The organism is Pseudomonas sp. JH-2 (assembly GCF_036231725.1).
In the GTDB taxonomy this organism is placed as follows: domain Bacteria; phylum Pseudomonadota; class Gammaproteobacteria; order Pseudomonadales; family Pseudomonadaceae; genus Pseudomonas; species Pseudomonas delhiensis.
In genome coordinates, this window is record NZ_JAZAQP010000038.1 from 23,739 (window position 1) to 48,308 (window position 24,570).

Here is a 24,570-nt window from a genome sequence, read left to right on the forward strand (position 1 = left end):
GCAGCGGGTGGAAGGAGGGGGATGGGCATGCCGGGGCTCCGGGATGGATGATTTTTCCATTCTGGAATTTTGCGTGTGGGGGCGGCAAGGATGGAGGGCTCTGGCGCTGAGGTTCGGCGTCAGCCTGTAGGAGCGAGCTTGCTTGCGAAGGGTGCTTGCCGGTGGCTGCTGTGCCTTGGGTTGAGTCCGCTCCCTCTCCCCAGCCCTCTCCCTGAAGGGAGAGGGGGCTTGTCCGTGCCGAGAGGAGGAATGGTTTCAGCCGGAAATCACCGAGGCTGCCGGCTAACTCCAGAATACCCGGTTCTGCCCAACGGTCCCCTCTCCCTTCAGGGAGAGGCTTAGGGAGAGGGAAAGGCGCTGAACCAACCCGCCGACATTTCCGGTGAGTGCCGTTCGCGAGCAAAAGCCTTCAGAGCTGAAACTGCGCCACCAACGCCTCCTGGCTCCCAGCCACCTTGCGCAGGTGCTCGCCGCAGTCGCGGGTGTGCGCGGCGGTCTTGCGGTTTTCCGCGGTCATGTCGCTCAGGCGGTGCATGTGCTGGTTCACCTCCTGGGTGGTGGCGGCCTGCTGCTCGGCCGCCGCGGCGATCTGGAAGGCCATGGCGTGCACGCCCTGCAGGGACTGGTCGAGGGCGCCGAGGGAGTCCAGCACCGCCTGGGTGTCGTGCTCCAGGGTATGGGCCTGTTCGGTGGCGCCGCCCATGCTGGCCTGGGCCTGGCTGGAGGAGTCGCCGAGGGTGCCGACGATGGTGACGATCTCGTCGGTGGCGCTGCGGGTGCGCTGGGCCAGGCTGCGCACTTCGTCCGCCACCACGGCGAAGCCGCGGCCGGCGTCGCCGGCGCGGGCGGCCTCGATGGCGGCGTTGAGGGCCAGCAGGTTGGTCTGCTCGGCGATGGAGCGGATCACCTCCAGCACCGAGTTGATCTGCTGGCTGTCGCCGGCCAGGGCCTGCACCACCCGGTCGGCGTCGCGCAGGCCGGCGAGCAGTTGGTCCTGGCGGCCGATCATGCGCTGCAGGGTGCCCTGCATGGTCACGAAGGCCTCGCGCGCGGCAGCGCTGCCGTCGGCGCTGCGGCTGGCGCTGCCGGCGATTTCCTGGACGGTGGCGGCCATCTGGTCGACGGCGCTGACCACCATCTCCAGGGCTTCCTGCTGCTGGTCCAGGTGGCTGCTGGTGCGCCCGGCGGCGTCGAGGATGTCGCCGCTGGCGTCGCCCACCGCCTCGCTGGCCTGGCGCAGGCGCTCGACCACCTGGCGCCAGGCCGCGGCCATTTCGTGCAGGGCCTGCATCAGGCCGCTGGCGGCCTCGGCGCCGCCGGCCAGCTTCAGCTCGCCGTTGGCCAGGCGCTGGGCCAGGGCCGCCATGCTCGCCGGCTCGCCGCCCAGCGGGCGCATCACGCTGCGGCTGACCAGCCAGGTGCCGGCGGCCACGCCGGCCAGGGTCAGCAGGCCCAGCACCAGCATCTGCCACATCAGCTTGCGTACCGGGGCGAAGGCCTGGCCCTGGTCCATTTCCGCCACCAGCGCCCAGTGCAGGCCGTCGAGCTTCAGCGGCACGAAGGACTTCAGCGCCGTCTCGCCGCTCAGGCCGGTCTCGGTCAGGCGCCCCTGCTCGCCGGCCAGGGCCTTCTCGCTGGCCTGGCCGGGGAGGGCGGCGGGGGTGTCGCCGGCGCGGCGCACGTGGTGGTCGGCGAAGCGCACCGAATCCGAGCGCAGGCGCCCGTCGCCGCCCACCAGGTAGGTCTCGCCGGCCTCGCCCAGGCCCTGGCGGCTCTGCATCACGTCGTTGATCGCCTTCAGCGGCAGTTCCAGCACCAGCAGCAACTGCAGCTTGTCGTGGTCCTTGATCGGCGCGGCCAGCCATTGCACCGGCTGCTTGTCGTCCAGGGCCGGCTCCAGGTCGCTGATGCTCGCCTTGCCGCTGGCCAGCGCGCCGCGGACGAAGCGGCCGAAGGGCGTGTCGCGCCATTGCGGGGCGTTCATGTCCTGCTGGTAGTCGGCGCCGCGGCCGAGGCTGAAGACCACGCTGCCGTCGCTGGCCACCAGGCGCAGCTCGCGGTAGCCGAAGGTCCTGGTGAAGTTCTCGAACACCGGGCGGTCGTAGTTGGCAGTGGTCACCAGCGCCTCGCTCTCCAGCCCCGCGTAGTTGGCGCCGAGGTTGCCGGCCAGGCTGCTGAGCTGGTCGTGGCGGGCCTGCCAGGCGTCCATCAGCTGCCGCTGCTTGATGCTGGCCACCGCCTCCAGGGCGTTCAGGCTCTGTTCTTCGAGGGCGCGGCTGGCCTGGTGGTAGACCACCATGGCCATGACCAGCACCGGGATGAGGCCGATCAGCAGGAAACTCAGGGCAAGCTTGGCGCGCAAGGGCATGGGCGGGATTCCGAAGGTCTGGAGGACGTCGTAAAAAATTCTGCAAGAAGCGTGCAAATTTATTTACGAACGTAAACAAAATCGATCAGGCCGTTCGTTTATCTGCTCAGTCGGACACCCGCGGCCCAGGCAGGACAATGGCCGGGTGCCATTGTTGGTGGGGCGAAGGGGGGCGTCGTCCCGGCGGGCCCGGCAGGAAGCGAGGAGCGCCATGCACCGCCCGGGTGCGTCACCGCGGGCGCCCGGCGTCACCGGGCGTAACGCCGGCGGAAACGAAAAAGGCGAAGCCTCGCGGCTTCGCCTTTCGTCATCGCGCCGGCCTCAGTGCTTGCGCGGTACCGGCTTGAGCAGCTCGGTGGGCGGCATCTCGCAGGTGATCTTGCGGCCCAGCAGTTCCTCGATCGGCGGCAGGGCGAAGGCGTCGTCCTCGCCGGCGAAGCTGATGGAGGTGCCGGTGGAGCCTGCGCGGCCGGTGCGGCCGATGCGGTGCACGTAGTCGTCCGGGTCTTCCGGCAGGGTGAAGTTGATCACGTGGCTGATGGCTTCGACGTGGATGCCGCGGCCGGCCACGTCGGTGGCCACCAGTACGCGGATCTTGCCTTCGCGGAAGCCTTCCAGGACCTTGATGCGCTTGTGCTGCGGCACGTCGCCGGACATCTGCGCGGCGCTGATGCCGTCCTTGGTCAGGCGTTCCTCGATGCGCCGGACCTCGTCCTTGCGGTTGGCGAAGACCATCACCCGGGTCCAGTCGTTCTGCGCGATCAGGTTGTACAGCAGCTTGTACTTGTCGCTGCCGGCCACGGCGTAGACGTGCTGCTCGACGGTGTCGCTGGCGACGTTCTCCGGCTCGATCTCGACGATGGCCGGGTCCACGGTCCACTGCTTGGCCAGGTTCATCACGTCGTCGGTGAAGGTGGCGGAGAACAGCAGGGTCTGGCGCTCGCCCTTGTACGGGGTCTGGCGGATGATCTGGCGGACCTGGGGGATGAAGCCCATGTCGAGCATGCGGTCGGCCTCGTCCAGCACCATCACCTCGACCATGTCCAGGTGCACCTCGCCGCGCTGGTTGAAGTCCAGCAGGCGGCCGGGGGTGGCCACGAGGATGTCGCAGTAGCGCGACTCGAGGGTCTTGAGCTGCTTGTCGAAGTCCATGCCGCCGACGAAGCTCATGACGTTCAGGCCGGTGTACTTGGCCAGGCCCACGGCGTCCTTGGCGATCTGCACCACCAGCTCGCGGGTCGGCGCGATGATCAGCGCGCGCGGCTCGCCCATGTAGCGTTCCTTGGGCGGTGGCGTCTGCAGCAGCTGGGTGATGATCGAGATGAGGAACGCGGCGGTCTTGCCGGTGCCGGTCTGGGCGCGGCCGATGGCGTCCTGGCCCCTGAGGGTGAAGCCCAGCACCTGCGCCTGGATCGGCGTGCAGTAGGGGAAGCCGAGGTCGTGGATGGCGTGCATCAGCCGCGGGTCGAGGTTGAAGTCGTGGAAGCGCGTCTTGCCTTCGGCCGGCTCGACCACGAAGTCTTCCAGCTTCCAGTTGTCCACCACGGGCGCCTTGGGCTTGCGCTCGCGGCGCGGGCGCTCGGCCTTCTCGGTCTTCTCGCGCGGCGGCTTGTCGGCGCGCTCGGCCTTGTCCGGGCGGTCGCCGCGGTCCTGGCGTTCGTTTTTGTCCTGGCGTTCGCCGCGCGGCTTGTCGGCCTTGGGCGGGCGCGGCGGCTTGTCGTTGCGCTCGCCTTCGGGGCGAGGTGCGCGCGGCTTGCGCGGGCGCTGTTCGCCGTCCTGGCTGGCGGCTGCGGGGGAGGAGGGGGCGGGGGTGGGCGTTGCGGCGGGCGCTTGGCCCTCGCCCTTGCCGAAGATTTTCTTGAGTGCCTTGAGCACGGTGATCTCGTAGTGGTTAAGGATTGAACGGCCGCCAGTGTAAAGCAAGTTGCCATCCAGGCGAAATCCGTGCGCCGCCAGTGCCGGCCAAAGCTTGCCGTGGATCAGCCACAGAGGCGGTTGCGGCCGTGCTGCTTGGCCCGGTACAGGGCCTCGTCGGCGCGCCGCAGCAGGCCCTGCAGGCTCTCCTGGAGGTACATCTCGGCCACGCCGAGGGACACGGTGACGCCGGGCAGGGCGCCCAGCGGGGAATAGAAGGAGTCGATCTGCTCCAGGCTCATGCGCAGGCGCTCGCCGATGGCGCGGGCCTCGTCCAGGCTCACTTCCGGCAGCAGGATGACGAATTCCTCGCCGCCGAAGCGCGCCATGCTGTCCTTGGGCCGCAGCTGGCTGCGCAGGGTATGGGCCACCAGGCAGAGGGCGTAGTCGCCGGCCAGGTGGCCGTGGCGGTCGTTGTAGTCCTTGAAGTGGTCGACATCCAGCATGAGCATCGCCAGCGGCTGCTGGTTGAACGCGCAGCGGGTGCTCTCGCGGTCGTAGACGTGCTCCAGCCAGCGCCGGTTGAACAGCCCGGTGAGGGTGTCGATGTTGGCGTTCTGCTCGGTGTTGAGGATGATCCGGTTGCCCTGGCGCACCCGCGCGCAGAGCATCTCCAGCAGGTTCTGCATCAGCTGCGGGGAGTGCTCGAACAGGCTCAGCAGCGCCTCGCGGTGCAGGCGCAGCACGCGGGTGGCCTCGGTGGCCACCACGTAGGCCGACGGGTGGTCATGGTCGATGAAGCTGATTTCCCCGGCGCAGTCGCCGCTGCCCAGGGTGGATACCGGGGAATTGTCCAGCGAGCCGAGGTAGACCTTGAGCTGGCCTTCGAGCACCAGGTAGAGGAAGTGGTTGCGGTTGAAGGGCGAAAGCAGCACCTCGCCGGCTTCCAGCTCCAGCGCGCGGAATTCGTTGAGCAGCCGCTGCAAGGCGGTCCCGGCGACGTTCTGGAACAGCCGCAGGTGGCGCAACTGCTGGATATCCTGCTGCCACTGGGTCGGCTTCATGGCTGAGGGGGCTTTCGACAGGTTCCGCTGAGGGGCACGACGACTCTCCGTAGTCTGGTTCGTCCTTCGGGAACTTCAGTATTAATGACTTTTGCGTACTGGCAATTCGCTGGCCGGCTGGACCGACCAGCGGTCGGCCCACCCGGACGAGGTCCCTTCCCAGCGCCTGGAACGCACCGCGCAGACGCCCCGGACGCGCGCCCGGGCCCCGGTGGAAGGTGCCGCGCCGGCATCGGCCGGCGGGCGTTACAGGCGCTCGCGCAGCCAGGCGCCGATGTCGGCGATCTCCTGGTTGCTCACTTCGTGGGCCATTGGGTAGTCGCGCCACTGCACGGCCACGCCCTGGCCGTGGAGGAAGTCGTAGGCGGCGCGGCCCATGGCGGGCGCCACCACGTCGTCGTAGGTGCCGTGCAGGCACAGCGCCGGCTGCCGTCGCTTCGCCTCCGGCAGTTGCAGGTCGTCGCCGAACGTCGGGCCGTAGGTGGAAAGCGCCATCACCCCGCCCAGCTCGCCCGGCCAGCGCAGGTAGCCGGTGTGCAGCACCACCGCGCCGCCCTGGGAGAAGCCGGCCAGGACGATGCGCTGCTGCGCGATGCCCTGGGCCAGTTGTCCCTCGATCAGCGCGATCACCGCGTCCGCCGAGGCCTCGAGCTGCGCCTCGTCGATGGCCCTGGCCGGCGCCATGGCCTTGATGTCGTACCAGCTGGGCACCGGCATGCCGTTGAACACCGTCACCGGGCGGGTGGGCGCCTGGGGCAGGATGAAGCGGGTGCGCGGCAATATCGTCTGCAGCATGCGCGCCACCGGCTCGAAGTCGTAACGGTCGGCACCCAGGCCGTGCAACCAAATGACGCACGAGTCGGCCGGCTGGGTGGGTTCGAGTAGCAGGGGTTGGCTCATCGGGGGCTCCAGGATGGGGCATGTGCGCCGCAAAGGCGCGCACACCGGAAGAAGGATCGGCGATTCTGCGAAAAGGATGTCGCTTTGCCATAACTTATCGACTTGACCTTCGCCGAAACGGGGGGCTGGACGCATTCTGGTACGGCCCTTGCTAACTCAGGCACCAGGCTGCGATCCGTCCCGCCGGCGTAACACTCTATCCGACCCCCATCCGGAAACCAGTGCCGTCGGCGGGGCGGGCAGCCCATTGAACAGGCCGCCGAGGTGACGGCGGCCCCCGCAATACGTCCGGCTCGCGTCATCCGCGAGCGGGCAGCCTGGGCGGTGGCGCGGGACGTATCCGCAGAGCCGGCTAGACTGACCTAAGGTTTCCACTTCGATGCAAGGTCCGGAGCAGACCTTGCGATCGCCTCACGAGGGCGAGTGGGCCGGGACTCCAACACGAATAAAAGCAAACTGGAGGTGATCGATGAAGATGGTGAAATCCACACTGGCGGTGCTGACCGCCCTGAGCGTTCTAGGGCTCAGCGGCATGGCCCAGGCCGGCGCCACCCTGGACGCGGTGAAGAAGAAAGGCTTCGTGCAGTGCGGCATCAGCGACGGCCTGCCGGGCTTCTCCTATGCCGACTCCAAGGGTGTCTACAAGGGCATCGACGTGGACGTCTGCCATGGCATCGCCGCGGCGGTCTTCGGTGACGCCAGCAAGGTCAAGTTCACCCCGCTGACCGCCAAGGAGCGCTTCACCGCGCTGCAGTCCGGCGAGATCGACGTGCTCTCGCGCAACACCACCTGGACCAGTTCCCGCGACAGCGCCATGGGCCTGAACTTCGCCGGCGTGACCTACTACGACGGCCAGGGCTTCCTGGTGAACAAGAAGCTCGGCGTGACCAGCGCCAAGGAGCTCGACGGCGCCACCGTGTGCATCCAGGCCGGCACCACCACCGAGCTGAACCTGTCCGACTATTTCCGCTCGAACAACCTCAAGTACACCCCCATCACCTACGACACCTCCGACGAGAGCGCCAAGTCGCTGGAGTCCGGGCGTTGCGACGTGCTCACCTCCGACCAGTCGCAGCTCTACGCGCAGCGCATCAAGCTGGGCAAGCCGGACGACTACGTGGTGCTGCCGGAAGTGATCTCCAAGGAGCCCCTCGGCCCGGCCGTGCGCCAGGGTGACGAGGAGTGGTTCGACATCGTCCGCTGGACGCTGTTCGCCATGCTCAACGCCGAGGAGCTGGGGATCGACTCGAAGAACGTCGAGCAGATGGCCAAGTCCTCGAAGAACCCCGACATCAACCGCCTGCTGGGCACCGAGGGCGACTACGGCAAGGACCTGAAGCTGCCGAAGGACTGGGCGGTGCAGATCGTCAAGCAGGTCGGCAACTACGCCGAGATCTTCGAGCGCAACGTCGGCGAAGGCAGCGATCTGAAGATCAAGCGCGGCCTCAATGCCCTGTGGAACAAGGGTGGTCTGCAGTACGCACCGCCGGTGCGCTGACCTCCCACGGCCCGCGCCCGGATCCTGGGCGCGGGCGCTGTTTCGAACGACGTGAGGTCCCCCGCGCGGTCACGGGCGTAGCCCCGTGCCCGCGTGGACGGCCTGCGAGAGGGCTTACATGCAGAATTCCGTCAAAGCCCGGCGTCCCCGCGGCCTGTCGCTCAGCGACCCGGCCGTGCGCGCCTGGGCCTTCCAGATCATCGCCGTCGTCGCCGTGGTGGCGTTCGGCTGGTTCCTCTTCGACAACACCCAGACCAACCTCGCCCACCGCGGCATCCAGTCCGGCTTCGGCTTCCTGAACAACAGCGCCGGCTTCGGCATCTCCCAGCACCTGATCGACTACAGCGAGTCCGACACCTACGGGCGGGTGTTCTTCGTCGGCCTGCTCAACACCCTGCTGGTGACCGTGATCGGCATCGTCCTGGCGACCATCATCGGCTTCATCCTCGGCGTGGCCAGGCTGTCGCCGAACTGGCTGGTCCGCAAGATCGCCACGGTGTACATCGAGACCTTCCGCAACATCCCGCCGCTGCTGCAGATCTTCTTCTGGTACTTCGCCGTGCTCGCGCAACTGCCCGGGCCGCGGCAGAGCCTCAGCGTCGGCGGCCTGCTGTTCTTCAACAACCGCGGCATGCAGATGCCGGCGCCGGTGGCCACCGAGGCGATGCCGGCGTTCCTCATCGCCATCCTCCTCGCCCTGGTGGCCTGGGCCGTGCTCTGGCGCTGGGCCAAGGTGCGCCGGCACGCCACCGGCAAGACCTTCCCGGTGTTCCTCACGGGCCTGGCCACGCTGATCGTGCTGCCGGCGCTGACCATCCAGGTGGCCGGCGTGCCGGTGCACTGGGACGTGCCGGTGCTGCAGGGCTTCAACTTCCGCGGCGGCTGGGTGGTGATCCCGGAACTGGTGTCCATCGTCCTGGCGCTGTCGATCTACACCGCCGCCTTCATCGGCGAGACGGTGCGCGCCGGCATCCAGGCGGTCAGCCACGGCCAGACCGAGGCCTCCAGCTCCCTGGGCCTGCGCCCGGGGCAGACGCTGCGGCTGATCATCATCCCGCAGGCGCTGCGGGTGATAGTGCCGCCGCTGACCAGCCAGTACCTGAACCTGGCGAAGAACTCCTCGCTGGCCGCCGGCATCGGCTACCCGGACATGGTCTCGCTGTTCGCCGGCACCGTGCTCAACCAGACCGGCCAGGCCATCGAGACCATGGCCATCACCATGAGCGTGTACCTGGCCATCAGCCTGAGCATCTCGCTGCTGATGAACTGGTACAACAAGCGCATCGCGCTGATCGAACGCTAGGGGGCAGCCATGGCGAACCATACCTTCAAGCCCGATCTGCCGCCGCCGGCGCTGAGCGTCGGGGTCATCGGCTGGCTGCGCGCCAACCTGTTCTCCAACTGGTTCAACACCCTGCTGACCCTGGCCGGGCTCTACGTCATCTGGCTGATCGTCCCGCCGCTGCTGGAATGGGCGGTGTTCAAGGCCGACTGGGTCGGCGAGAGCCGCGCCGACTGCAGCCGCGAGGGCGCCTGCTGGGTGTTCATCAGCACCCGCATCGGCCAGTACATGTACGGCTTCTACCCCGAGGCGCTGCGCTGGCGGGTGGACCTCAACGTGCTGCTGGTGGTGGTCGGCGCCGCGCCGCTGTTCCTGCGCCAGTTCCAGCACAAGCTCAAGTACGGCCTGGCCTACCTGCTGGCGCTGCCGCTGGTGTCCTACTGGCTGCTGCACGGCGGCTTCCTCGGCCTGGACAACGTGCCCACCAGCCAGTGGGGCGGCCTGATGCTGACCGTGGTGATCGCCGCGGTGGGCATCGCCGGGGCGCTGCCGCTGGGCATCCTGCTGGCCCTGGGGCGGCGTTCGAAGATGCCGGCGATCAAGGTCCTGTGCGTCACCACCATCGAGTTCTGGCGCGGCGTGCCGCTGATCACCGTGCTGTTCATGTCCTCGGTGATGCTGCCGCTGTTCCTGCCCGAGGGCATGAACCTCGACAAGCTGCTGCGGGCCATGGTGATGGTGGTGCTGTTCGAGGCCGCCTACATCGCCGAGGTGGTCCGCGGCGGCATGCAGGCCATCCCCAAGGGCCAGTACGAGGCGGCCGCGGCCATGGGCCTGGGCTACTGGCGGATGATGGGCCTGGTGATCCTGCCCCAGGCCCTGAAGCTGGTGATCCCCGGCATCGTCAACACCTTCATCGCGCTGTTCAAGGACACCAGCCTGGTGATCATCATCGGCCTGTTCGACTTCCTCAACAGCATCAAGCGCGCCACCGCGGACCCGGCCTGGCTGGGCATGTCCACCGAGGGCTACGTGTTCGCCGCGCTGGTCTACTGGATCTTCTGTTTCGGCATGTCCCGCTACTCCATGCACCTGGAGCGCAAGCTGGACACCGGCCACAAGCGTTAGGAGTTCGTCATCATGTCTGAAGCCAGCAACAAGACCGTCCCGGCCATCGGCGATCACGTGATGATCGAGATGAAGGGCGTGAACAAGTGGTACGGCCAGTTCCACGTGCTCAAGGACATCAACCTCACCGTCCGCCAGGGCGAGCGCATCGTCCTCTGCGGGCCGTCGGGCTCGGGCAAGTCCACCACCATCCGCTGCATCAACCGCCTGGAGGAGCACCAGCAGGGCAGCATCGTCGTCGACGGCACCGAGCTGACCAACGACCTCAAGCAGATCGAGGCGATCCGCAGCGAGGTCGGCATGGTGTTCCAGCACTTCAACCTGTTCCCGCACCTGACCGTGCTGCAGAACTGCATCCTGGCGCCCATGTGGGTGCGCAAGATGCCCAAGCGCGAAGCCGAGGAAGTGGCCATGCACTACCTGGAGCGGGTGCGCATCCCCGAGCAGGCCGGCAAGTTCCCCGGGCAGCTCTCCGGCGGCCAGCAGCAGCGCGTGGCCATCGCCCGCGCGCTGTGCATGAAGCCGAAGATCATGCTGTTCGACGAACCCACCTCGGCGCTCGACCCGGAGATGGTCAAGGAAGTGCTGGACACCATGATCGGCCTGGCGCAGAGCGGCATGACCATGCTCTGCGTGACCCACGAGATGGGCTTCGCCCGCACCGTGGCGAACCGGGTGATCTTCATGGACAAGGGCGAGATCGTCGAGCAGGCGCCGCCGGACCAGTTCTTCGACAACCCGCAGTCCGACCGCACCAAGCTGTTCCTCAGCCAGATCATCCACTGACCCCGGCCGGCGCGGCCCCGCGGGCCGCGCCGTGTCCCTGGCGTCCGAAAGCCGTCGCAAAGCCTTCCTACGCTCGTCAGCGCCCTTGGCGCTGCGGGTGCGCTTCGGCGTATCCTGGCCTTTTCCACGCCCCGCCGAAGCCGGCCGGCTGAACTCGGCCGCCGGATCGGTGTTCCGATACCCGGGAGCATCCTGTGGAAACCCACGGATGGGCTATACGTTGAAGTAGCTCGCACTGCCGCCTGACAAAAGAGAAACGCCGTGAACCTGATCCTCACCCCGTTGAACCTGAGCAAAGCCAAGGCCTGGAGCGCCCATGCGGTGACGGCCAGCGGCGTCATCCTGGCCCTGCTGGCGCTGCTCGCGCTGGTCGACAACCGCCCGCAGGCCTGCCTGCTGTGGCTGGGCGTGGCCCTGCTGGTGGACGGCCTGGACGGCACCCTGGCGCGCAAGTTCGACGTCAAGGCGGTGCTGCCGCACTTCGACGGCTCCACCCTGGACCTGGTGATCGACTACCTCACCTACGTATTCATCCCGGCGATCTTCATCTACCGCTACGTGCCGCTGCCGGTGCACAGCGAGCTGGCCATCGTCGGCGTCATCCTGGTGTCCTCGCTGTTCTGCTTCTGCAACGTGAACATGAAGAGCAAGGACAACTACTTCGTCGGTTTCCCCGCGGCCTGGAACGTGGTGGCGGTGTACTTCTTCGTCCTCGGCCCCGGCCCCTGGGTGAGCCTGGTCACGGTGCTGGTGCTGGCCGCCCTGACACTGACGCGGATGAAGTTCCTGCACCCCTTCCGGGTGCGCCAGTTCATGCCGCTGAACATCGCGGTGACCTTCGTCTGGATGTTCAGCAGCGCCCTGCTGATCCTCCAGCAGCCGGTGGACCAGACCTGGCTGCTGTGGCTGTGGTTCGCGGCCTCGGCATACTTCATCGGCGTGTGCGTGTGGCGCACGGCGATGGAGTGGTTCAGCTGAGCGGCCGGCGGCGGATAACCGCGATACCGTGCCCTTGTAGGCGCGCGCCCTGCGCGCTAGATCGCGGACGGAGTCCGCTCCTACGGTTCCGGGAGGCACGGTCGTAGGAGCAACTGTCTTGCGGCCCGCGCCGAAATGCTCTTCGTAGGAGCGAGCTTGCTCGCGAATAAACCCCGCTGCGGAGTCCGTTCGCGAGCAAGCTCGCTCCTACAGGTTGCCGGAAGGCGTGGCATTTCCCTGTAGGAGCAACTTTGTCCGCGATCGGATTCACCGGCCACGCCGGACGTCCTGGTGGCATGGATGGCGGCGGATAACCGCGAACGGTTATTCGCCCTACGCTTGGCCGCTGTCGTAGGCGCGGACTCCGTCCGCGATCCAAGGCGCCGCCAGCCGCCCCTGCAACCTCTGCCGATAAGCCCCCGGCGACTCCCCGCACAACTGCTTGAACAGCCGCGCGAAGCTCGCCCGGTCGGCATAGCCCACCTCGTTGGCGATGCGCTCCAGTGAGCGCGCCGGATCGGCCAGGGCCTCGCGGGCGGCGTCCATGCGCAGGCGTTGCAGGTATTCGTTGGGCGTCATGCCCAGTTCGGCGTGGAAGCGTCGCAGCAGGGTGCGGCTGGAGCAGTGGGCGCGGTGGGCCATGGCCGGCAGGTCGATGGGCTCGGCGTGGTGCTGGCGCAGCCAGTCCAGCAGCGGCGCCAGGGTGCTGCGTGGTGGTTGCGGCAACAGCGGCGCGTAGCGCGCCTGGCTGCCGCGTGCGTCGTCGAACACCAGGACGGCGGCCACCTGGCGGGCCAGGGCGCGGCCTCCGTGGCGGGCGATCAGTTGCAGGCACAGGTCCAGCCCGGCCTGGGCGCCGCCGGAGCACAGGCGGGCGCCGTCCTCCGTGCACAGGGCGTCGGCTTCCAGCTTCACCCGCGGGTAGCGCCGGCGGAACTCCGCTGCCAGCGCCCAGTGGGTCGTGGCGCGGTGGCCGTCGAGCTGGCCGGCCTCGGCCAGCAGGAAGGCGCTGCTGCACAGGCTGCCCAGCGCCCGCTGCCGCGGCTGTTGGCGCAGCCAGGCGAGCAGCGCCGGGTTGCCGGCGAGCATGGCCGGGATGTCGCTGCCGGTGGCCGGGATCAGCAGCAGCTCGTCGCTGGCGACGGCGGCCAGCGCCGCCTGCGCCTCGATGCGCGCGTGGGCGAGTGGCACCGCGGCGCCATCGGCGCTGACCTGGCGCACGCGGAACAGCTCGCGGCCGGCCAGGCGGTTGGCCAGCTGCAGGCTGTCCAGGGCCAGGCCCAGGCTGGACAGCACGGTTTGCGGGCAGACGTAGAGGGCGACTGGCAACATGGCGTGGCGCTTGATGGATGGCGGTATCGATCACAATGTTGTCGATAATGACAATGGTGTCCAGCCCCCGGAGGCCGGACAATGGCCCGTACCCACCCTTGCGAGCCCCGCCATGGCCCATCCCAACGCCGAGCTGATCACCCGCTTCTACCAGGCCTTCCAGCGCCGCGACGGCGAGGCCATGGCCGCCTGCTACGCGCCGGACGTGCACTTCCGCGACCCCGCCTTCGGCGAGCTGGTCGGCGTGGAGGCCGCCGACATGTGGCGCATGCTCATGCGCCGCGCCCAGGACCTGCAGCTGGAGTTCGACCAGGTCTGGGCCGACGAGCGCAACGGCGGCGCCCGCTGGACCGCGTGCTACACCTTCACCCAGACCGGGCGCCCGGTGGTCAACCGCATCCAGGCGCGCTTCGCCTTCGAGGCCGGGCTGATCGTCCGCCACCAGGACGACTTCGATCTCTGGCGCTGGGCCCGCCAGGCGCTGGGCGCCAAGGGCCTGCTGCTGGGCTGGGCGCCGCCGGTGCAGGCGGCCATCCGCCGCCAGGCGCGCAAGGGCTTGGCGGCGTTCCAGGCCCGGGGCTAGCGCGGCCCGGGCATCAGTCAAGTCTGATAGCACTGTGACAGGGCTCGCCGGGGCGCGAGCCATGGGCTTAAATGTCAGGCGAGCCCGCGCAGGAAGCCCCGCCATGATCACCCTGTTCCAGTTCCCCCCGGCCTTCAATGTGCCCAACGTCAGCCCCTTCTGCCTGAAGCTGGAGACCTTCCTGCGCCTGTCCGGGCTGGAATACCAGGTGCAGCACGTGACGGACCCGCGCAAGGGGCCCAAGGGCAAGCTGCCCTTCATCAAGGTCGAGGGGCAGACCGTCGCCGACACCGAGATCATCATCCACGACCTGCAGCAGCGCTTCGCCCTGGACCTGGACGCCGGCCTCGACGCCCGCGGCCGTGGCTGGGCGGTGTCGATCACGCGGCTGTGCGACGAGCACCTGACGCCGCTGCTGATGTACTTCCGCTGGCTGGAGGCGGACGGTTGGCGGCAGGTCGCCCCGGTGCTGCTGCGCGGCGTGCCCGGCCCGGTGCGGCCGCTGGTGGGGGCGCTGATCCGCCGCAAGATCCGCGGCGAGATGCGCGGCCGCGGGCTGACCGCCCACAGCCGCGAGGAACTGCTGAGTTTCGCCCGCCAGGACCTCGACGCCCTCGACGGCATGCTCGGCGACCTGCCGTACTTCGGCGGCGCCCAGCCCTGCAGCGCCGATGCCGCCGCCTATGGGATACTCGCCAACCTGATCCTCAGCACCCTGGAAACCCCCTTGAACCACATGGCGCGCGAATACGAGCGGCTGGTCGGCTACTGCGAGCGCATGCAGCAGCGGGTCTGGACATGAGCCTGGCCGAGCCCAAGCCCTGGTTCGTCTACCTGGTGCGTGCCGCCAACGGCGCGCTCTACTGCGGCATCAGCGACGACCCGCAGCGGCGCTTCGAGGCGCACTGCAGCGGGCGCGGCGCGCGCTTCTTCCATTCCAGCCCGGCGCAGGCGCTGGTCTACGTCGAGGCCTGCGCCGGCAAGGGCGAGGCGCTGCGCCGCGAGCGCGCGATCAAGGCCCTGGGCAAGCCGGCCAAGGAGCGCCTGGTGCTGGCCGGCGCGGCCCTGGCCATCAGCGCGGCGGATAGCCCGCCATAGTTTCGAACGGGTAGGACCGCGCACCGCGGCGGGGTAAGCTGGAAGGCCCTCAACGCCGGCCAACGGAGCCCCGCATGTCCGAGCTGATCCTGCACCACTACCCGACTTCCCCCTTCGCCGAGAAGGCTCGCCTGCTGCTGGGCTTCAAGCAACTGTCGTGGCGATCGGTGCTGATCCCGCCGATCATGCCCAAGCCGGACCTGATGGCGCTCACCGGCGGCTACCGCAAGACCCCGGTGCTGCAGGTGGGCGCCGACGTCTACTGCGACACCGCGCTGATCGCCCGCCGCCTGGAGCAGGAAAAGGCCACCCTGGCGCTGTTCCCCGAAGGCCAGGAGTTCACCGTCGCGGCCTTCGCCGCCTGGGCCGACTCGGTGCTGTTCCAGCACGGCGTGAGCCTGGTGTTCCAGCCCGAATCCATCGCCGTGCGCTTCGGCAAGCTGCCGCCGGAATTCCTCAAGGCCTTCGTCGCCGACCGCAGCCAACTGTTCAGCGGCGGCAGCGCCGCGCGCCTGCCGGCCGAGCAGGCGCGCCAGCAGTGGCCGGTGTTCATGGCGCGGCTGGAGCAGCAACTGGCGCGGGAGGAGGGCGACTTCCTGTTCGGCGAGCCGTCCCTGGCGGACTTCGCCGTGGCCCACGTGCTCTGGTTCGTCAAGGCCACCCCGGTGACCTCGCCGCTGGTGGACGCCTACCCCGCGGTGCAGGCCTGGCTGGGCCGGGTGCTCGGCTTCGGCCATGGCGCGTCGAGCGAGATGAGCAGCGAGGATGCCATCGCCGTGGCCCGCGACAGCCAGCCGGCGGCGCTGCCGGACGAACCCTTCGCCGATCCCAACGGCCTGCAGGCCGGCCAGCGGGTGGTGGTGGCGGCGACCGACTACGGCGTCGACCCGGTGGAAGGGGAATTGCTGCACCTGGGCAGCGAGGAACTGATCCTGCGCCGCGAGGACCCGCGCGCCGGGGTGGTGCATGTGCATTTCCCGCGGGTGGGGTTCCGCATCGAGGCGCGCTGAAACGCAGGAGCCACGGCCCTTGGCCCTTCGTAGGAGCAAGCTCGCTCCTACGAAAAGCGCCAGCCACGCCATTCCCTTCACGCCATTCCCTTGTAGGAGCGCGCCCTGCGCGCGAATCGCGGGCAGGGCCCGCTCCTACAGCCGGGACAACGGCGGATAACGCCGTAGGTGTTATGCGCCCTACGGGGAATGGCGTGGGTGGGGGGACGTAGGAGCGGATCTAATCCGCGAATCGCGCCGGAATGTCCGGCTATCGCGGACAAGGTCCGCTCCTACCCTGCCGGGGGGCACTGCTTCTCGTAGGAGCGAGCTTGCTCGCGAACAGGCTCCGCTGCGGGGCTTGGTTCGCGAGCAAGCTCGCTCCTACGAAGAGCACATCGGCGCAGCCGGCAAGACAGTTGCTCCTACGACCGTGCTTCCTGGACACGTAGGAGCGGACTCCGTCCGCGATTCGCGGTTACTTGCGGCGCTTGAGCTGGTCGTGCAGCTGCGTCGGCAGGCCGCGGATGATCAGCATGTCGCGCTCCTCGTCGTATTCCACCTTGCTGCCCAGCAGGTGCGCCTCGAAGCTGATCGACAGGCCCTCGGCGCGGCCGGTGAAGCGGCGGAACTGGTTGAGGGTGCGCTTGTCCGCGGGGATTTCCGGGGCCAGGCCGTAGTCCTTGTTGCGGATGTAGTCGTAGAAGGCCCGCGGGGCCTGGTCGTCCATCAGCTCGGAGAGCGCGTCCAGGGCCATCGGCTCGCCGATGCGGGCCTGGCTGGTGGCGTAGTCGACCAGGGTATCGGTCTTCTCCCGCGCCTGTTCTTCCGGCAGGTCCTCGCTTTCCACGTAGTCGCTGAAGGCCTTGAGCAGGGTGCGCGTCTCGCTGGGGGCGTCGACGCCTTCCTGGCAGCCGATGAAGTCGCGGAAGTAGTCCGAGACCTTCTTGCCGCCCTTGCCCTTGATGAACGAGATGTACTGCTTGGAAGCCTTGTTGTTGCGCCATTCCGAGCAGTTGATCCGCGCCGCCATGTGTAGCTGGCCGAGGTCCAGGTGGCGCGAGGGTGTCACTTCCAGGTTCTCGGTCACCGCCACGCCTTCGCTGTGGTGCAGCAGGGCGATGCTCAGGTAGTCGGTCATGCCCTGCTGGTAGTGGCAGAACAGCACGTGGCCGCCAGTGGAGAGGTTGGACTCCTCCATCAGGCTCTTCAGGTGCTCCACGGCCTGGCGGCTGAAGGCGACGAAGTCCTTGCCGCCGTCCAGGTACTCGGCCAGCCAGCCGCTGAACGGGTAGGCGCCGGATTCCTCCTGGAACAGGCCCCAGGCCTTGTTCGGCTTGGCGTTGTAGCTTTCGTTGAGGTCGGCCATGAGGTTCTCGATGGCCTGGGAGTCGCCCAGTTCGGCGTCGCGCGCGTGCAGCGTGGCGGGGTTGCCGTCGGGCTTCTTGTCGATCAGGTGGACGATGGCGTGACGAATCGGCATCTCGGGCTCGGCTCTGGACGATGGTGGCAAAGCCGCCAGTTTACCCGAGCGCGGCGCGCCACGCTCACCCGGCCTTGTCCAGCGGCGCCTCGCCGTCGCGTTCGCGGCGGTTGCGGCGCAGCTGGCGCAGGCGGCGGATCACGTAGTTCAGGTGCAGGTGCAGCTCGTACAGCTCGTTGTAGTACGACAGCGGCACCTCCACCCGCGCCAGTTCGGCCTCCAGCTGCTCCAGGCGCTCGATCTCGCGGCTGAGTTCGGCGACGCCGGTGCGCTCGTCCAGGCGCCGGTCGATCTCCCGCAGGTAGCGGTACCAGCGGTAGATGCGCGCGCGGATGCGCCAGCGGTACAGCGGGCCGATGGACTTGAACAGCGGGATGAGGATGGCGATGAAGGGGATCAGCAGGATGATGTAGCGGTCGGCCAGGGAGGCGATGCGGAACGGCAGGAAGCGCTGCAGCAGCGGCAGGCCGCTCTTGTAGTAGCGCTCGGCGTCCTCGGCCAGGCGCAGGGTGCGCGGCTCGGCGGCGGGGAAGGCGCCGGGGGCGTCGAGCAGGCTGCCCTGGCGCATCACCTGGCGCGCGGCCTCGAGGATCAGCGGCGTCAGCGCCGGGTGGAAGCGCTCGTTGATCACCAGGGTGGCCACCGGCGACAGGGTGGTCAGGTTGCGGTGCGGCACGTCGTGCTCCAGGTTCAGCAGGCCTTCGCCCACCTCCAGGCGCTTGAGGAAGCGCAGGCGCGCCTCGTAGGCGCCGGCGCGGCGGAAGCCGGCCAGCAGCAGCTGCTCGCTGGCGGCCAGGCGCTGGATCAGCGGGTTCTCCGCCGGGCCGACGAAGAAGGCGGCGTCCAGGCTGCCGGCCAGCAGGGCGTCCGCCGCGCTGTCGCCGCCGCTGGCCTGCCAGCCCGCCGGGTGCTGCTCCTGGCTGATGCCGTTGGCCTGCAGGATGGCCGCGGTGATCGCCTCGGTGCCGCTGCCGCGGGTGCCCAGGGCCACGCGCAGGGGCAGCAGGTCGGCGATGCGGTCGATGTGCACGTCGCGGCGCTGGAACAGCCACAGCGGTTCCTGGAACATGGCGCCGAGGGTCTGCAGGCGCTGCCGCTGCGCGGCGTCGATCTGGCGTTCCTGGCCGCTCTGCACCAGGGCGATGTCCACGCCGCCGCGCTCGTCCAGCAGCAGGTCCATGTTCTGCCGCGAGCCGGCGCTGGGCACCAGCTTCAGCTCGAAGCCCTGCTCGGCCAGTTCGGCCCTGAGCTTCTCGCCGAAGGCCGCGTAGCCGCCATCGGCGGCGCCGGTGGCAAGGGTGGCGGTCATCGGCGGCGGCGGCGCCACGAAGTAGAAGACCGCGGCCACCAGCGCCGCCAGCACCGGCACTATCCACAGGTTGGCGCGCACCAGGATGGCGAGGTCGCGGAGCATGTTGAGCAGGCGTTGCATGGTCTGATTCCCGGCCGGCGTTCCTTCAGGATAGCCAGCCCGGCGCGGACGCACCGCGGAAGCGGGTATCATCGCCGGCTGAATCAGGCATCGGGACAGCAGCGCATGCGCATCCTCCACACCTCCGACTGGCACCTCGGCCAGCACTTCATGGGCAAGAGCCGCGAGGCCGAGCACCGCGCCTTCTGCCGCTGGCTGGTGGAGCGGGTGCGCGAGCACGGGGTGGACGCGGTGATCATCGCCGGCGACGTGTTCGACACCGGCGCGCCGCCCAGCTATGCCCGCGAGCAGTACAACCGCTTCATCGTCGAGCTGCGCGAAACCGGCGCCAGCCTGGTGGTGCTGGGCGGCAACCACGACTCGGTGGCCATGCTGGAGGAGTCCCGCGAGCTGCTGGCGGTGCTCGGCACGCGGGTGATTGCCGCCGCCGGCGCCGACCTCGACCAGCAACTGCTGGTGCTGCCGCGGCGCGACGGCACGCCGGGCGCGGTGCTCTGCGCCATTCCCTTCCTGCGCCCGCGCGACCTGCTGGCCAGCCAGGCCGGGCAGAGCGCCCAGGACAAGCAGCTGGCCCTGCAGCAGGCCATCCAGGCGCACTACCAGGCTCTCTTCGCCCTCGCCGAAGCCAAGCGCGCCGAACTGGGCGGCGGGCTGCCCATAGTCGCCACCGGGCACCTGACCACGGTCGGCGCCAGCGCCAGCGAGTCGGTGCGGGAAATCTACGTCGGCAGCCTGGAAGCCTTCCCCACCAGCGCCTTCCCGGCGGCCGACTACATCGCCCTGGGGCACATCCATCGGCCGCAGAAGGTCGGCGGCCTGGAGCACATCCGCTACTGCGGCTCGCCCATCGCCCTGAGCTTCGACGAGGCGCGGCAGGTCAAGGAGGTGCTACTGGTGGACCTCGATGAAAGCGGCCTGCCCGCGGTGACGCCGCTCGCCGTGCCCTGCTTCCAGCCCCTGCAGTCCCTGGCCGGCGACCTGGAAAGCCTGCCCGCGGCGCTGGCCGAGGCCGCCAGCCAGGGCACGCCAGAGCGGCCGGTGTGGGTGGAGGTGCTGGTGCGCGCCGACGACTACCTGAACGACATCCAGCTGCGCGTCGAGAAGCTCTGCGAGGAACTGCCGGTGGAAGTGCTGCGCACCCGCCGCGAGCGCGGCAACCAGCAGGCCGGGCTGTTCGGCGAGGCGCGCGAGACCCTCGACGAACTCTCCGCCGAGGATGTCTTCGAACAACGCCTGGACGCCGAGGAGCTGGAGCCGCCGCTGCGCCAGCAACTGGCCGGGCTGTACCGCCAGGTGGTCGCCGAACTGCAGGAGGAGCAAGCCTGATGCGCATCCTCAGCCTGCGCCTGAAGAACCTCAACTCGCTCAGGGGCGAGTGGAAGATCGACTTCGCCGCCGAGCCCTTCGCCGGCAACGGCCTGTTCGCCATCACCGGGCCCACCGGCGCGGGCAAGACCACCCTGCTGGATGCCATCTGCCTGGCCCTGTACCACCGCACGCCGCGCATGAGCACGCTGTCGCAGAGCGGCAACGAACTGATGACCCGCCACACCGCCGACTGCCTCGCCGAGGTCGAGTTCGAGGTCAGGGGCCGCCGCTACCGCGCCTTCTGGAGCCAGCGCCGGGCCCGCGACAAGGTCGACGGCGCGCTGCAGGCGCCCAAGGTGGAGCTGGCGCGCATCGACGTCGCCGGCGGCGAAGGCGAGATCCTCACCGACAAGATCAACGACAAGCTGCGCCAGACCGAGCAGCTCACCGGCCTCGACTTCGGCCGCTTCACCAAGTCCATGCTGCTGGCCCAGGGCGGTTTCGCCGCCTTCCTCGAGGCCAGCGCCAACGACCGCGCCGCGCTGCTGGAAGAACTTACCGGCACGGAAATCTACGGGCTGATCTCCCAGCGCGTGTTCGAGCGCACCAAGGCGGCGGAGGGCGACCTGAAACTGTTGCGGAGCCGTGCCGAGGGCATGGAGCTGCTCGGCGAGGAACAGCGTGGCGAACTGCAGGCCGAGGCCGAACGCCTGCTCACCGAGGAAGCGCCGCTGCTCCAGCGCCAGGCCGAACTGCAGGCCCAGCGCCGCTGGCGCGAGGACCTGGGCCGCGCCGAACAGCAGCACCAGCAGGCCGCCGCGCGCGAGCAGCAGGCCCGCGAGGCGTTGCTCCAGGCGGCCCCCGACCTCCAGCGCCTGGCCGCCAGCGAGCCGGCGGCGCGCTTGCAGCCGCTGCATGCGGCCTGGCAACAGGCGCGCCAAGTGCTGGAGCGGGACGAGACCGGCCTGGCGGACCTGCAACGCCAGCAGCGGGATTGCGCGGAACAGGTCGTGCGCAGCCTGTGGCAGGCCAGCCAGTACAGTGCGCAGTGGGCGGGGCAGCGCCAGCGCGCCATCGATGAACTCGCCACGCAGCGCCGCGAAGTGCAGGCGCAGCTCGCCGCGCACTCGCAACGCGCCCGCCTGGGCGAGCTGCTGGGCGGCTGGCGCGCGCAGTTCGCCCGGCGCGAACAGCTCGGTAGTGAACTGCAGGGCGCCTGCGCGCGCCTGGAGCAGGAGTCCGCCGCCATCCAATCCTTGCACGGCCAACTCGCCTCTCATGGCCAGGCCCTGGCCGATGCCGGGCAGGCGCTGGACGCGGCGCGCCAGGCCGAGGCGCAGCAACAGGCGCGCTTGCAGGCCCTGCTGCAAGGCGCCGGCGAAAGTGCCCTACGCGAGCGCTGGCAGCAGTTGCAGCAGCAGGGCAGGGCGCTGGACCGCCTGCAACAGCTGGTGCAGAACCGCGAGCAGACCAGCACGCAGGCCGCCCGCCTGCAGCCCCAGTTGGATTCGCTGCAGCAACGCCAGGCGCAGAAGGAAACCGCGATCGCCGAACTGCGCGAGCGCTACAAGGCGCTGAAACAGCAGGTCGCCGACAAGGAAAAATTGCTGGAGCAGGAGCAGCGTATCCAAGCCCTGGAGGCCTATCGTGCCCAGCTGCGGGCCGGCGAGGCCTGCCCGCTGTGTGGCTCCCACGAACACCCGGCCATCGCCAGCTACCAGGCGCTGGACGTGTCGCAGACGCGTCGCGCCCTCGACGAATGCCGCGCGGCCCTGGCCGCTCTGGAAAGCGACGGCGTGGCGCTGCGCGACGAGTTGTCCGACGTGACGGCCCAGGCTGCCCAGGCTCGGCAACAGCTGGAGCAACTGCGCGAACAACTGCACCAGCTCGATAGCGAATGGCAGCGTCAGTTGGCCGAACAGAACCTCGCCATCGAGGGTGCCGCTGGCCTGGCTGCTATCCGTCAGGCCCAGGAACAGGCCCTGGCCGACCTGCAGGAACGCCTGGCGGCGCTCGATGCGCTCAAGGGCGAATTGCAGCAGGCCGCCAGCGCCCGCGAGAACGCCGAGCGCAACCATGCGGCCGCGCTGCAGCAGGAGGCACTGCTGCGTCGCGATCTGGACAACGCACAGCAGCGCCAGGCGGAACAACAGCAACGCCTGGAGCAATTGCAGGCCCAGGCCGAACGCCAGGCCGCCGAACTGCTAACCAGCCTCGACGGTTTCGCCGCCGCGCTGCCCGAGCAGGGCGCGGCCTGGCTGGCCGAACGCGAAGGCGAATGGCGCGCCTGGCAGCAGGCCCAGCAGCTGGACCAGCAACTGCAGGAGGCCGAGCGCGAAGCGCGGCGCCTGCTGCAGGAAGCCGACGCGCAGGCCGGGCAATGGCGCGAACGCTGGAGCGCCAGTGGCGAGCAAGCCTTGCCGGAGCTTGCACCTGAGCTTCAGCCGCAGCAGGCCCTGCAAGTGGCTGAGTCGGCCCTGCAGGCGGCGCAGCGCCAGGCCGATGCGCTGCTCGGCCGCGAACAGAGCCTGGCCGCACACCTGGAACAGGCGCGCGCTACCCTGGCCGAATGCGAGCGCACCTGGCAGCAGGCTCTGGAAGAAAGCCCGTTCGCCGACCTGGCGACTTTCCTCGCCGCGCTGTTGGAAGACGGCGAGCGCCAGCGCCTGGGCGAACTCAAGACGCGCCTGGACACCGCGCTGACCGAAGCCGTGGCGTTGCGCGTCGCCACCGAGGAAACCGAGCGCCAGCTACGCGCGCAGCCGCTGGGCGAACTGGAGCTGCCGGCCCTCGACGAGCAGTTGCAGGCCCTCGCCACGCAACTGCGCGAACTGGGCCAGCGCCAGGGCGAGGTACGGGCACAACTACAGGGCGACGACGCACGCCGCGCCAGCCAGCAGGCGCTGTTCGCCGAGATCGCCGCGCAGGAGGCGAACCACGATCTGTGGCAGCGCCTGAACGGCCTGATCGGCTCGTCCGACGGCGCCAAGTACCGGCGCTTCGCCCAGGGCCTGACCCTCGACCACCTGGTGCACCTGGCCAACCGGCAGCTGCAGCGCCTGCACGGCCGCTACCAGTTGGCGCGGCGCAGCGACGGCGAGCTGGAACTGGAGGTGGTGGACACCTGGCAGGGCGACGTCGCGCGGGACTGCCGCACGCTGTCCGGCGGCGAGAGCTTCCTGGTCAGCCTGGCCCTGGCCCTGGCGCTGTCGGACCTGGTCAGCCACAAGACCAGCATCGACTCGCTGTTCCTCGACGAGGGCTTCGGCACCCTCGACGGCGAGACCCTGGAAGTGGCGCTGGATGCCCTCGACAGCCTCAACGCCAGCGGCAAGAGCATCGGCGTGATCAGCCACGTCGAGGCGCTCAAGGAACGCATCCCCGTGCAACTCAAGGTGCACAAGGGTGTCGGTATGGGGTACAGCCGCCTGGATGCGCGCTTCGCCGTGCAGCCCTGAGCCTTGCCCGGCGTCATTGCGCCATGCGTTGGGCGGGCCCGACGACTTGCAATCGATGCGCGGCGAGGTAGGCTCAAGAGCGCACTCGCCGCCATGAGAGGAACACGCGGGGAGTGCGCCAGGCTCGTCCCGGACCGCCAGTTTCGGCACGCACAGGGGCGGCATCCACAAGACCCCTTGAGGTGATCGAGATGAAGAAAACCGCAGCCACTGCGAAGAAACCCGCTGCACCCAAGACCGTCGCCAGCAAGCCGGCTGCGGCCAAGCCGGCCGCCGCCAAACCCGCTGCCGCCAAGCCTGCGGCAGCGAAGAAACCGGCAGCGAAGAAGCCCGCCGCCAAGCCGGCAGCCGCCGCCAAGCCCGCCGCCGCGAGCAAGCCGGCACCGCGCCGCGCGCCGGCCCTGGCCACGCCTTCGGACCTTTCCAAGGACGCCACCCGCGACCTCAGCGCGGCCCTCAGCCGCCTGCTCGCCGACGTCTTCGCGCTGTACCTGAAGACCAAGAACTTCCACTGGCACGTGAGCGGCCCGCACTTCCGCGACTACCACCTGCTGCTGGACGACCAGGCCACCGAAATCTTCGCCATGACCGACCCCATCGCCGAGCGCGTGCGCAAGATCGGTGGCAACACCATCCGCTCCATCGGCCACATCGGCCGCATCAAGCGCATCGCCGACAACGACGCCGAGTTCGTCCAGCCGCTGGACATGCTGGCCGAGCTGCAGGAGGACAACAAGTCGCTGACCGCCTACATGCGCGAGGTCCACGACCTGTGCGACGAGTACCACGACATCGCCACCGCCAGCCTCATCGAGAACTGGATCGACGAGACCGAGCAGCGTACCTGGTTCCTCTTCGAGACCAGCCGCCGCGGGGACGTGACGGGGCATTGAGGGTGCATGGCTGAAGAGAGGAGGGCCCCTTGTTCAGGGGCCTTTTTCTTTGGTGTGGAGGGTGGGGAATGGTGTGTTCTGTGGCGCCGTTACCCTCTCCCTAACCCTCTCCCTGAAGGGAGAGGGGACCGTTCGG

The 24,570-nt window shown here is 68.9% G+C and carries 18 protein-coding genes and 2 pseudogenes; 12 read left to right on the forward strand and 8 right to left on the reverse strand.

Translation table 11 applies throughout. The features are described from left to right. Positions 1–409: 409 nt before the first annotated feature. The 5 genes and pseudogenes from VV867_RS31215 to VV867_RS22505 form a co-directional block, all read right to left on the reverse strand. A pseudogene (locus tag VV867_RS31215) lies at positions 410–919 on the reverse strand (methyl-accepting chemotaxis protein); the annotation flags it as partial. Between the two features lie 609 nt (positions 920–1,528). After that, positions 1,529–2,368 (reverse strand): annotated as a pseudogene (locus VV867_RS31220) (cache domain-containing protein); the annotation flags it as partial. A gap of 321 nt (positions 2,369–2,689) precedes the next feature. Beyond that, a complete protein-coding gene (rhlB, locus tag VV867_RS22495; RefSeq protein WP_275628763.1) occupies positions 2,690–4,243 on the reverse strand; it encodes an ATP-dependent RNA helicase RhlB in 1,554 nt (517 codons plus the stop codon). A gap of 104 nt (positions 4,244–4,347) precedes the next feature. Continuing rightward, complete coding sequence (locus VV867_RS22500) at positions 4,348–5,286, reverse strand: GGDEF domain-containing protein (RefSeq protein ID WP_109935378.1); 939 nt, start codon at positions 5,284–5,286, stop codon at positions 4,348–4,350. A gap of 246 nt (positions 5,287–5,532) precedes the next feature. Next, positions 5,533–6,186, reverse strand: coding sequence for an alpha/beta hydrolase (locus tag VV867_RS22505; protein ID WP_275628764.1), 654 nt, complete (start codon positions 6,184–6,186; stop codon positions 5,533–5,535). Positions 6,187–6,655: 469 nt separating this feature from the next. Here VV867_RS22505 and VV867_RS22510 point away from each other — a divergent pair, with 469 nt between their 5' ends. The 5 genes from VV867_RS22510 to pcsA all read left to right on the forward strand — a co-directional run bounded on the left by VV867_RS22510 (position 6,656) and on the right by pcsA (position 11,858). Beyond that, on the forward strand, positions 6,656–7,684 hold the full coding sequence (locus VV867_RS22510) for an amino acid ABC transporter substrate-binding protein (RefSeq protein WP_275628765.1): 1,029 nt from the start codon (positions 6,656–6,658) through the stop codon (positions 7,682–7,684). Between the two features lie 118 nt (positions 7,685–7,802). Further along, the gene (locus tag VV867_RS22515) at positions 7,803–8,987 is read left to right on the forward strand and encodes an amino acid ABC transporter permease (RefSeq protein WP_109935388.1); all 1,185 of its coding nucleotides are present in this window, start codon (positions 7,803–7,805) and stop codon (positions 8,985–8,987) included. 9 nt (positions 8,988–8,996) lie between these two features. Continuing rightward, positions 8,997–10,094 (forward strand): amino acid ABC transporter permease, encoded by a 1,098-nt coding sequence (locus tag VV867_RS22520; protein WP_109935389.1) that lies wholly within the window; start codon positions 8,997–8,999, stop codon positions 10,092–10,094. Between the two features lie 12 nt (positions 10,095–10,106). Further along, positions 10,107–10,880 carry an amino acid ABC transporter ATP-binding protein gene (locus tag VV867_RS22525; RefSeq protein ID WP_089389543.1) on the forward strand — a complete coding sequence of 258 codons (774 nt, stop codon included), beginning with the start codon at positions 10,107–10,109 and terminating at the stop codon, positions 10,878–10,880. Between the two features lie 261 nt (positions 10,881–11,141). Next, positions 11,142–11,858 (forward strand): phosphatidylcholine synthase, encoded by a 717-nt coding sequence (gene pcsA, locus VV867_RS22530; RefSeq protein ID WP_109935390.1) that lies wholly within the window; start codon positions 11,142–11,144, stop codon positions 11,856–11,858. A 333-nt stretch (positions 11,859–12,191) separates the two neighbouring features. Here pcsA and VV867_RS22535 read toward each other — a convergent pair whose 3' ends face one another. Continuing rightward, positions 12,192–13,190, reverse strand: coding sequence for a GlxA family transcriptional regulator (locus tag VV867_RS22535; protein ID WP_275628766.1), 999 nt, complete (start codon positions 13,188–13,190; stop codon positions 12,192–12,194). 112 nt (positions 13,191–13,302) lie between these two features. Here VV867_RS22535 and VV867_RS22540 point away from each other — a divergent pair, with 112 nt between their 5' ends. From VV867_RS22540 to VV867_RS22555, 4 genes are all read left to right on the forward strand, one after another. Next, positions 13,303–13,773, forward strand: coding sequence for a nuclear transport factor 2 family protein (locus VV867_RS22540; protein ID WP_109934421.1), 471 nt, complete (start codon positions 13,303–13,305; stop codon positions 13,771–13,773). Positions 13,774–13,876: 103 nt separating this feature from the next. Further along, the gene (locus VV867_RS22545; RefSeq protein ID WP_109934420.1) at positions 13,877–14,575 is read left to right on the forward strand and encodes a glutathione S-transferase family protein; all 699 of its coding nucleotides are present in this window, start codon (positions 13,877–13,879) and stop codon (positions 14,573–14,575) included. Next, positions 14,572–14,871, forward strand: coding sequence for a GIY-YIG nuclease family protein (locus VV867_RS22550; protein ID WP_089389540.1), 300 nt, complete (start codon positions 14,572–14,574; stop codon positions 14,869–14,871). The genes VV867_RS22545 and VV867_RS22550 overlap by 4 nt, the downstream gene beginning before the upstream one ends. A 74-nt stretch (positions 14,872–14,945) precedes the next feature. Then, entirely contained in the window at positions 14,946–15,881 is a 936-nt protein-coding gene (locus tag VV867_RS22555) for a glutathione S-transferase family protein (RefSeq protein WP_275628767.1), read from the forward strand. Positions 15,882–16,338: 457 nt separating this feature from the next. Here VV867_RS22555 and yejK read toward each other — a convergent pair whose 3' ends face one another. Further along, positions 16,339–17,343 (reverse strand): nucleoid-associated protein YejK, encoded by a 1,005-nt coding sequence (gene yejK, locus VV867_RS22560; RefSeq protein WP_275628768.1) that lies wholly within the window; start codon positions 17,341–17,343, stop codon positions 16,339–16,341. A gap of 64 nt (positions 17,344–17,407) precedes the next feature. Then, the gene (locus VV867_RS22565) at positions 17,408–18,775 is read right to left on the reverse strand and encodes a TAXI family TRAP transporter solute-binding subunit (RefSeq protein WP_275628769.1); all 1,368 of its coding nucleotides are present in this window, start codon (positions 18,773–18,775) and stop codon (positions 17,408–17,410) included. 105 nt (positions 18,776–18,880) lie between these two features. Here VV867_RS22565 and sbcD point away from each other — a divergent pair, with 105 nt between their 5' ends. From sbcD to VV867_RS22580, 3 genes are all read left to right on the forward strand, one after another. After that, the gene (gene sbcD / locus VV867_RS22570; RefSeq protein WP_328567614.1) at positions 18,881–20,101 is read left to right on the forward strand and encodes an exonuclease subunit SbcD; all 1,221 of its coding nucleotides are present in this window, start codon (positions 18,881–18,883) and stop codon (positions 20,099–20,101) included. Beyond that, the gene (locus VV867_RS22575) at positions 20,101–23,541 is read left to right on the forward strand and encodes an AAA family ATPase (protein ID WP_328567615.1); all 3,441 of its coding nucleotides are present in this window, start codon (positions 20,101–20,103) and stop codon (positions 23,539–23,541) included. Before sbcD ends, VV867_RS22575 begins: the two co-directional genes overlap by 1 nt. A 191-nt stretch (positions 23,542–23,732) precedes the next feature. After that, a complete protein-coding gene (locus tag VV867_RS22580) occupies positions 23,733–24,434 on the forward strand; it encodes a Dps family protein (RefSeq protein ID WP_177412125.1) in 702 nt (233 codons plus the stop codon). Positions 24,435–24,570: the final 136 nt, after the last annotated feature.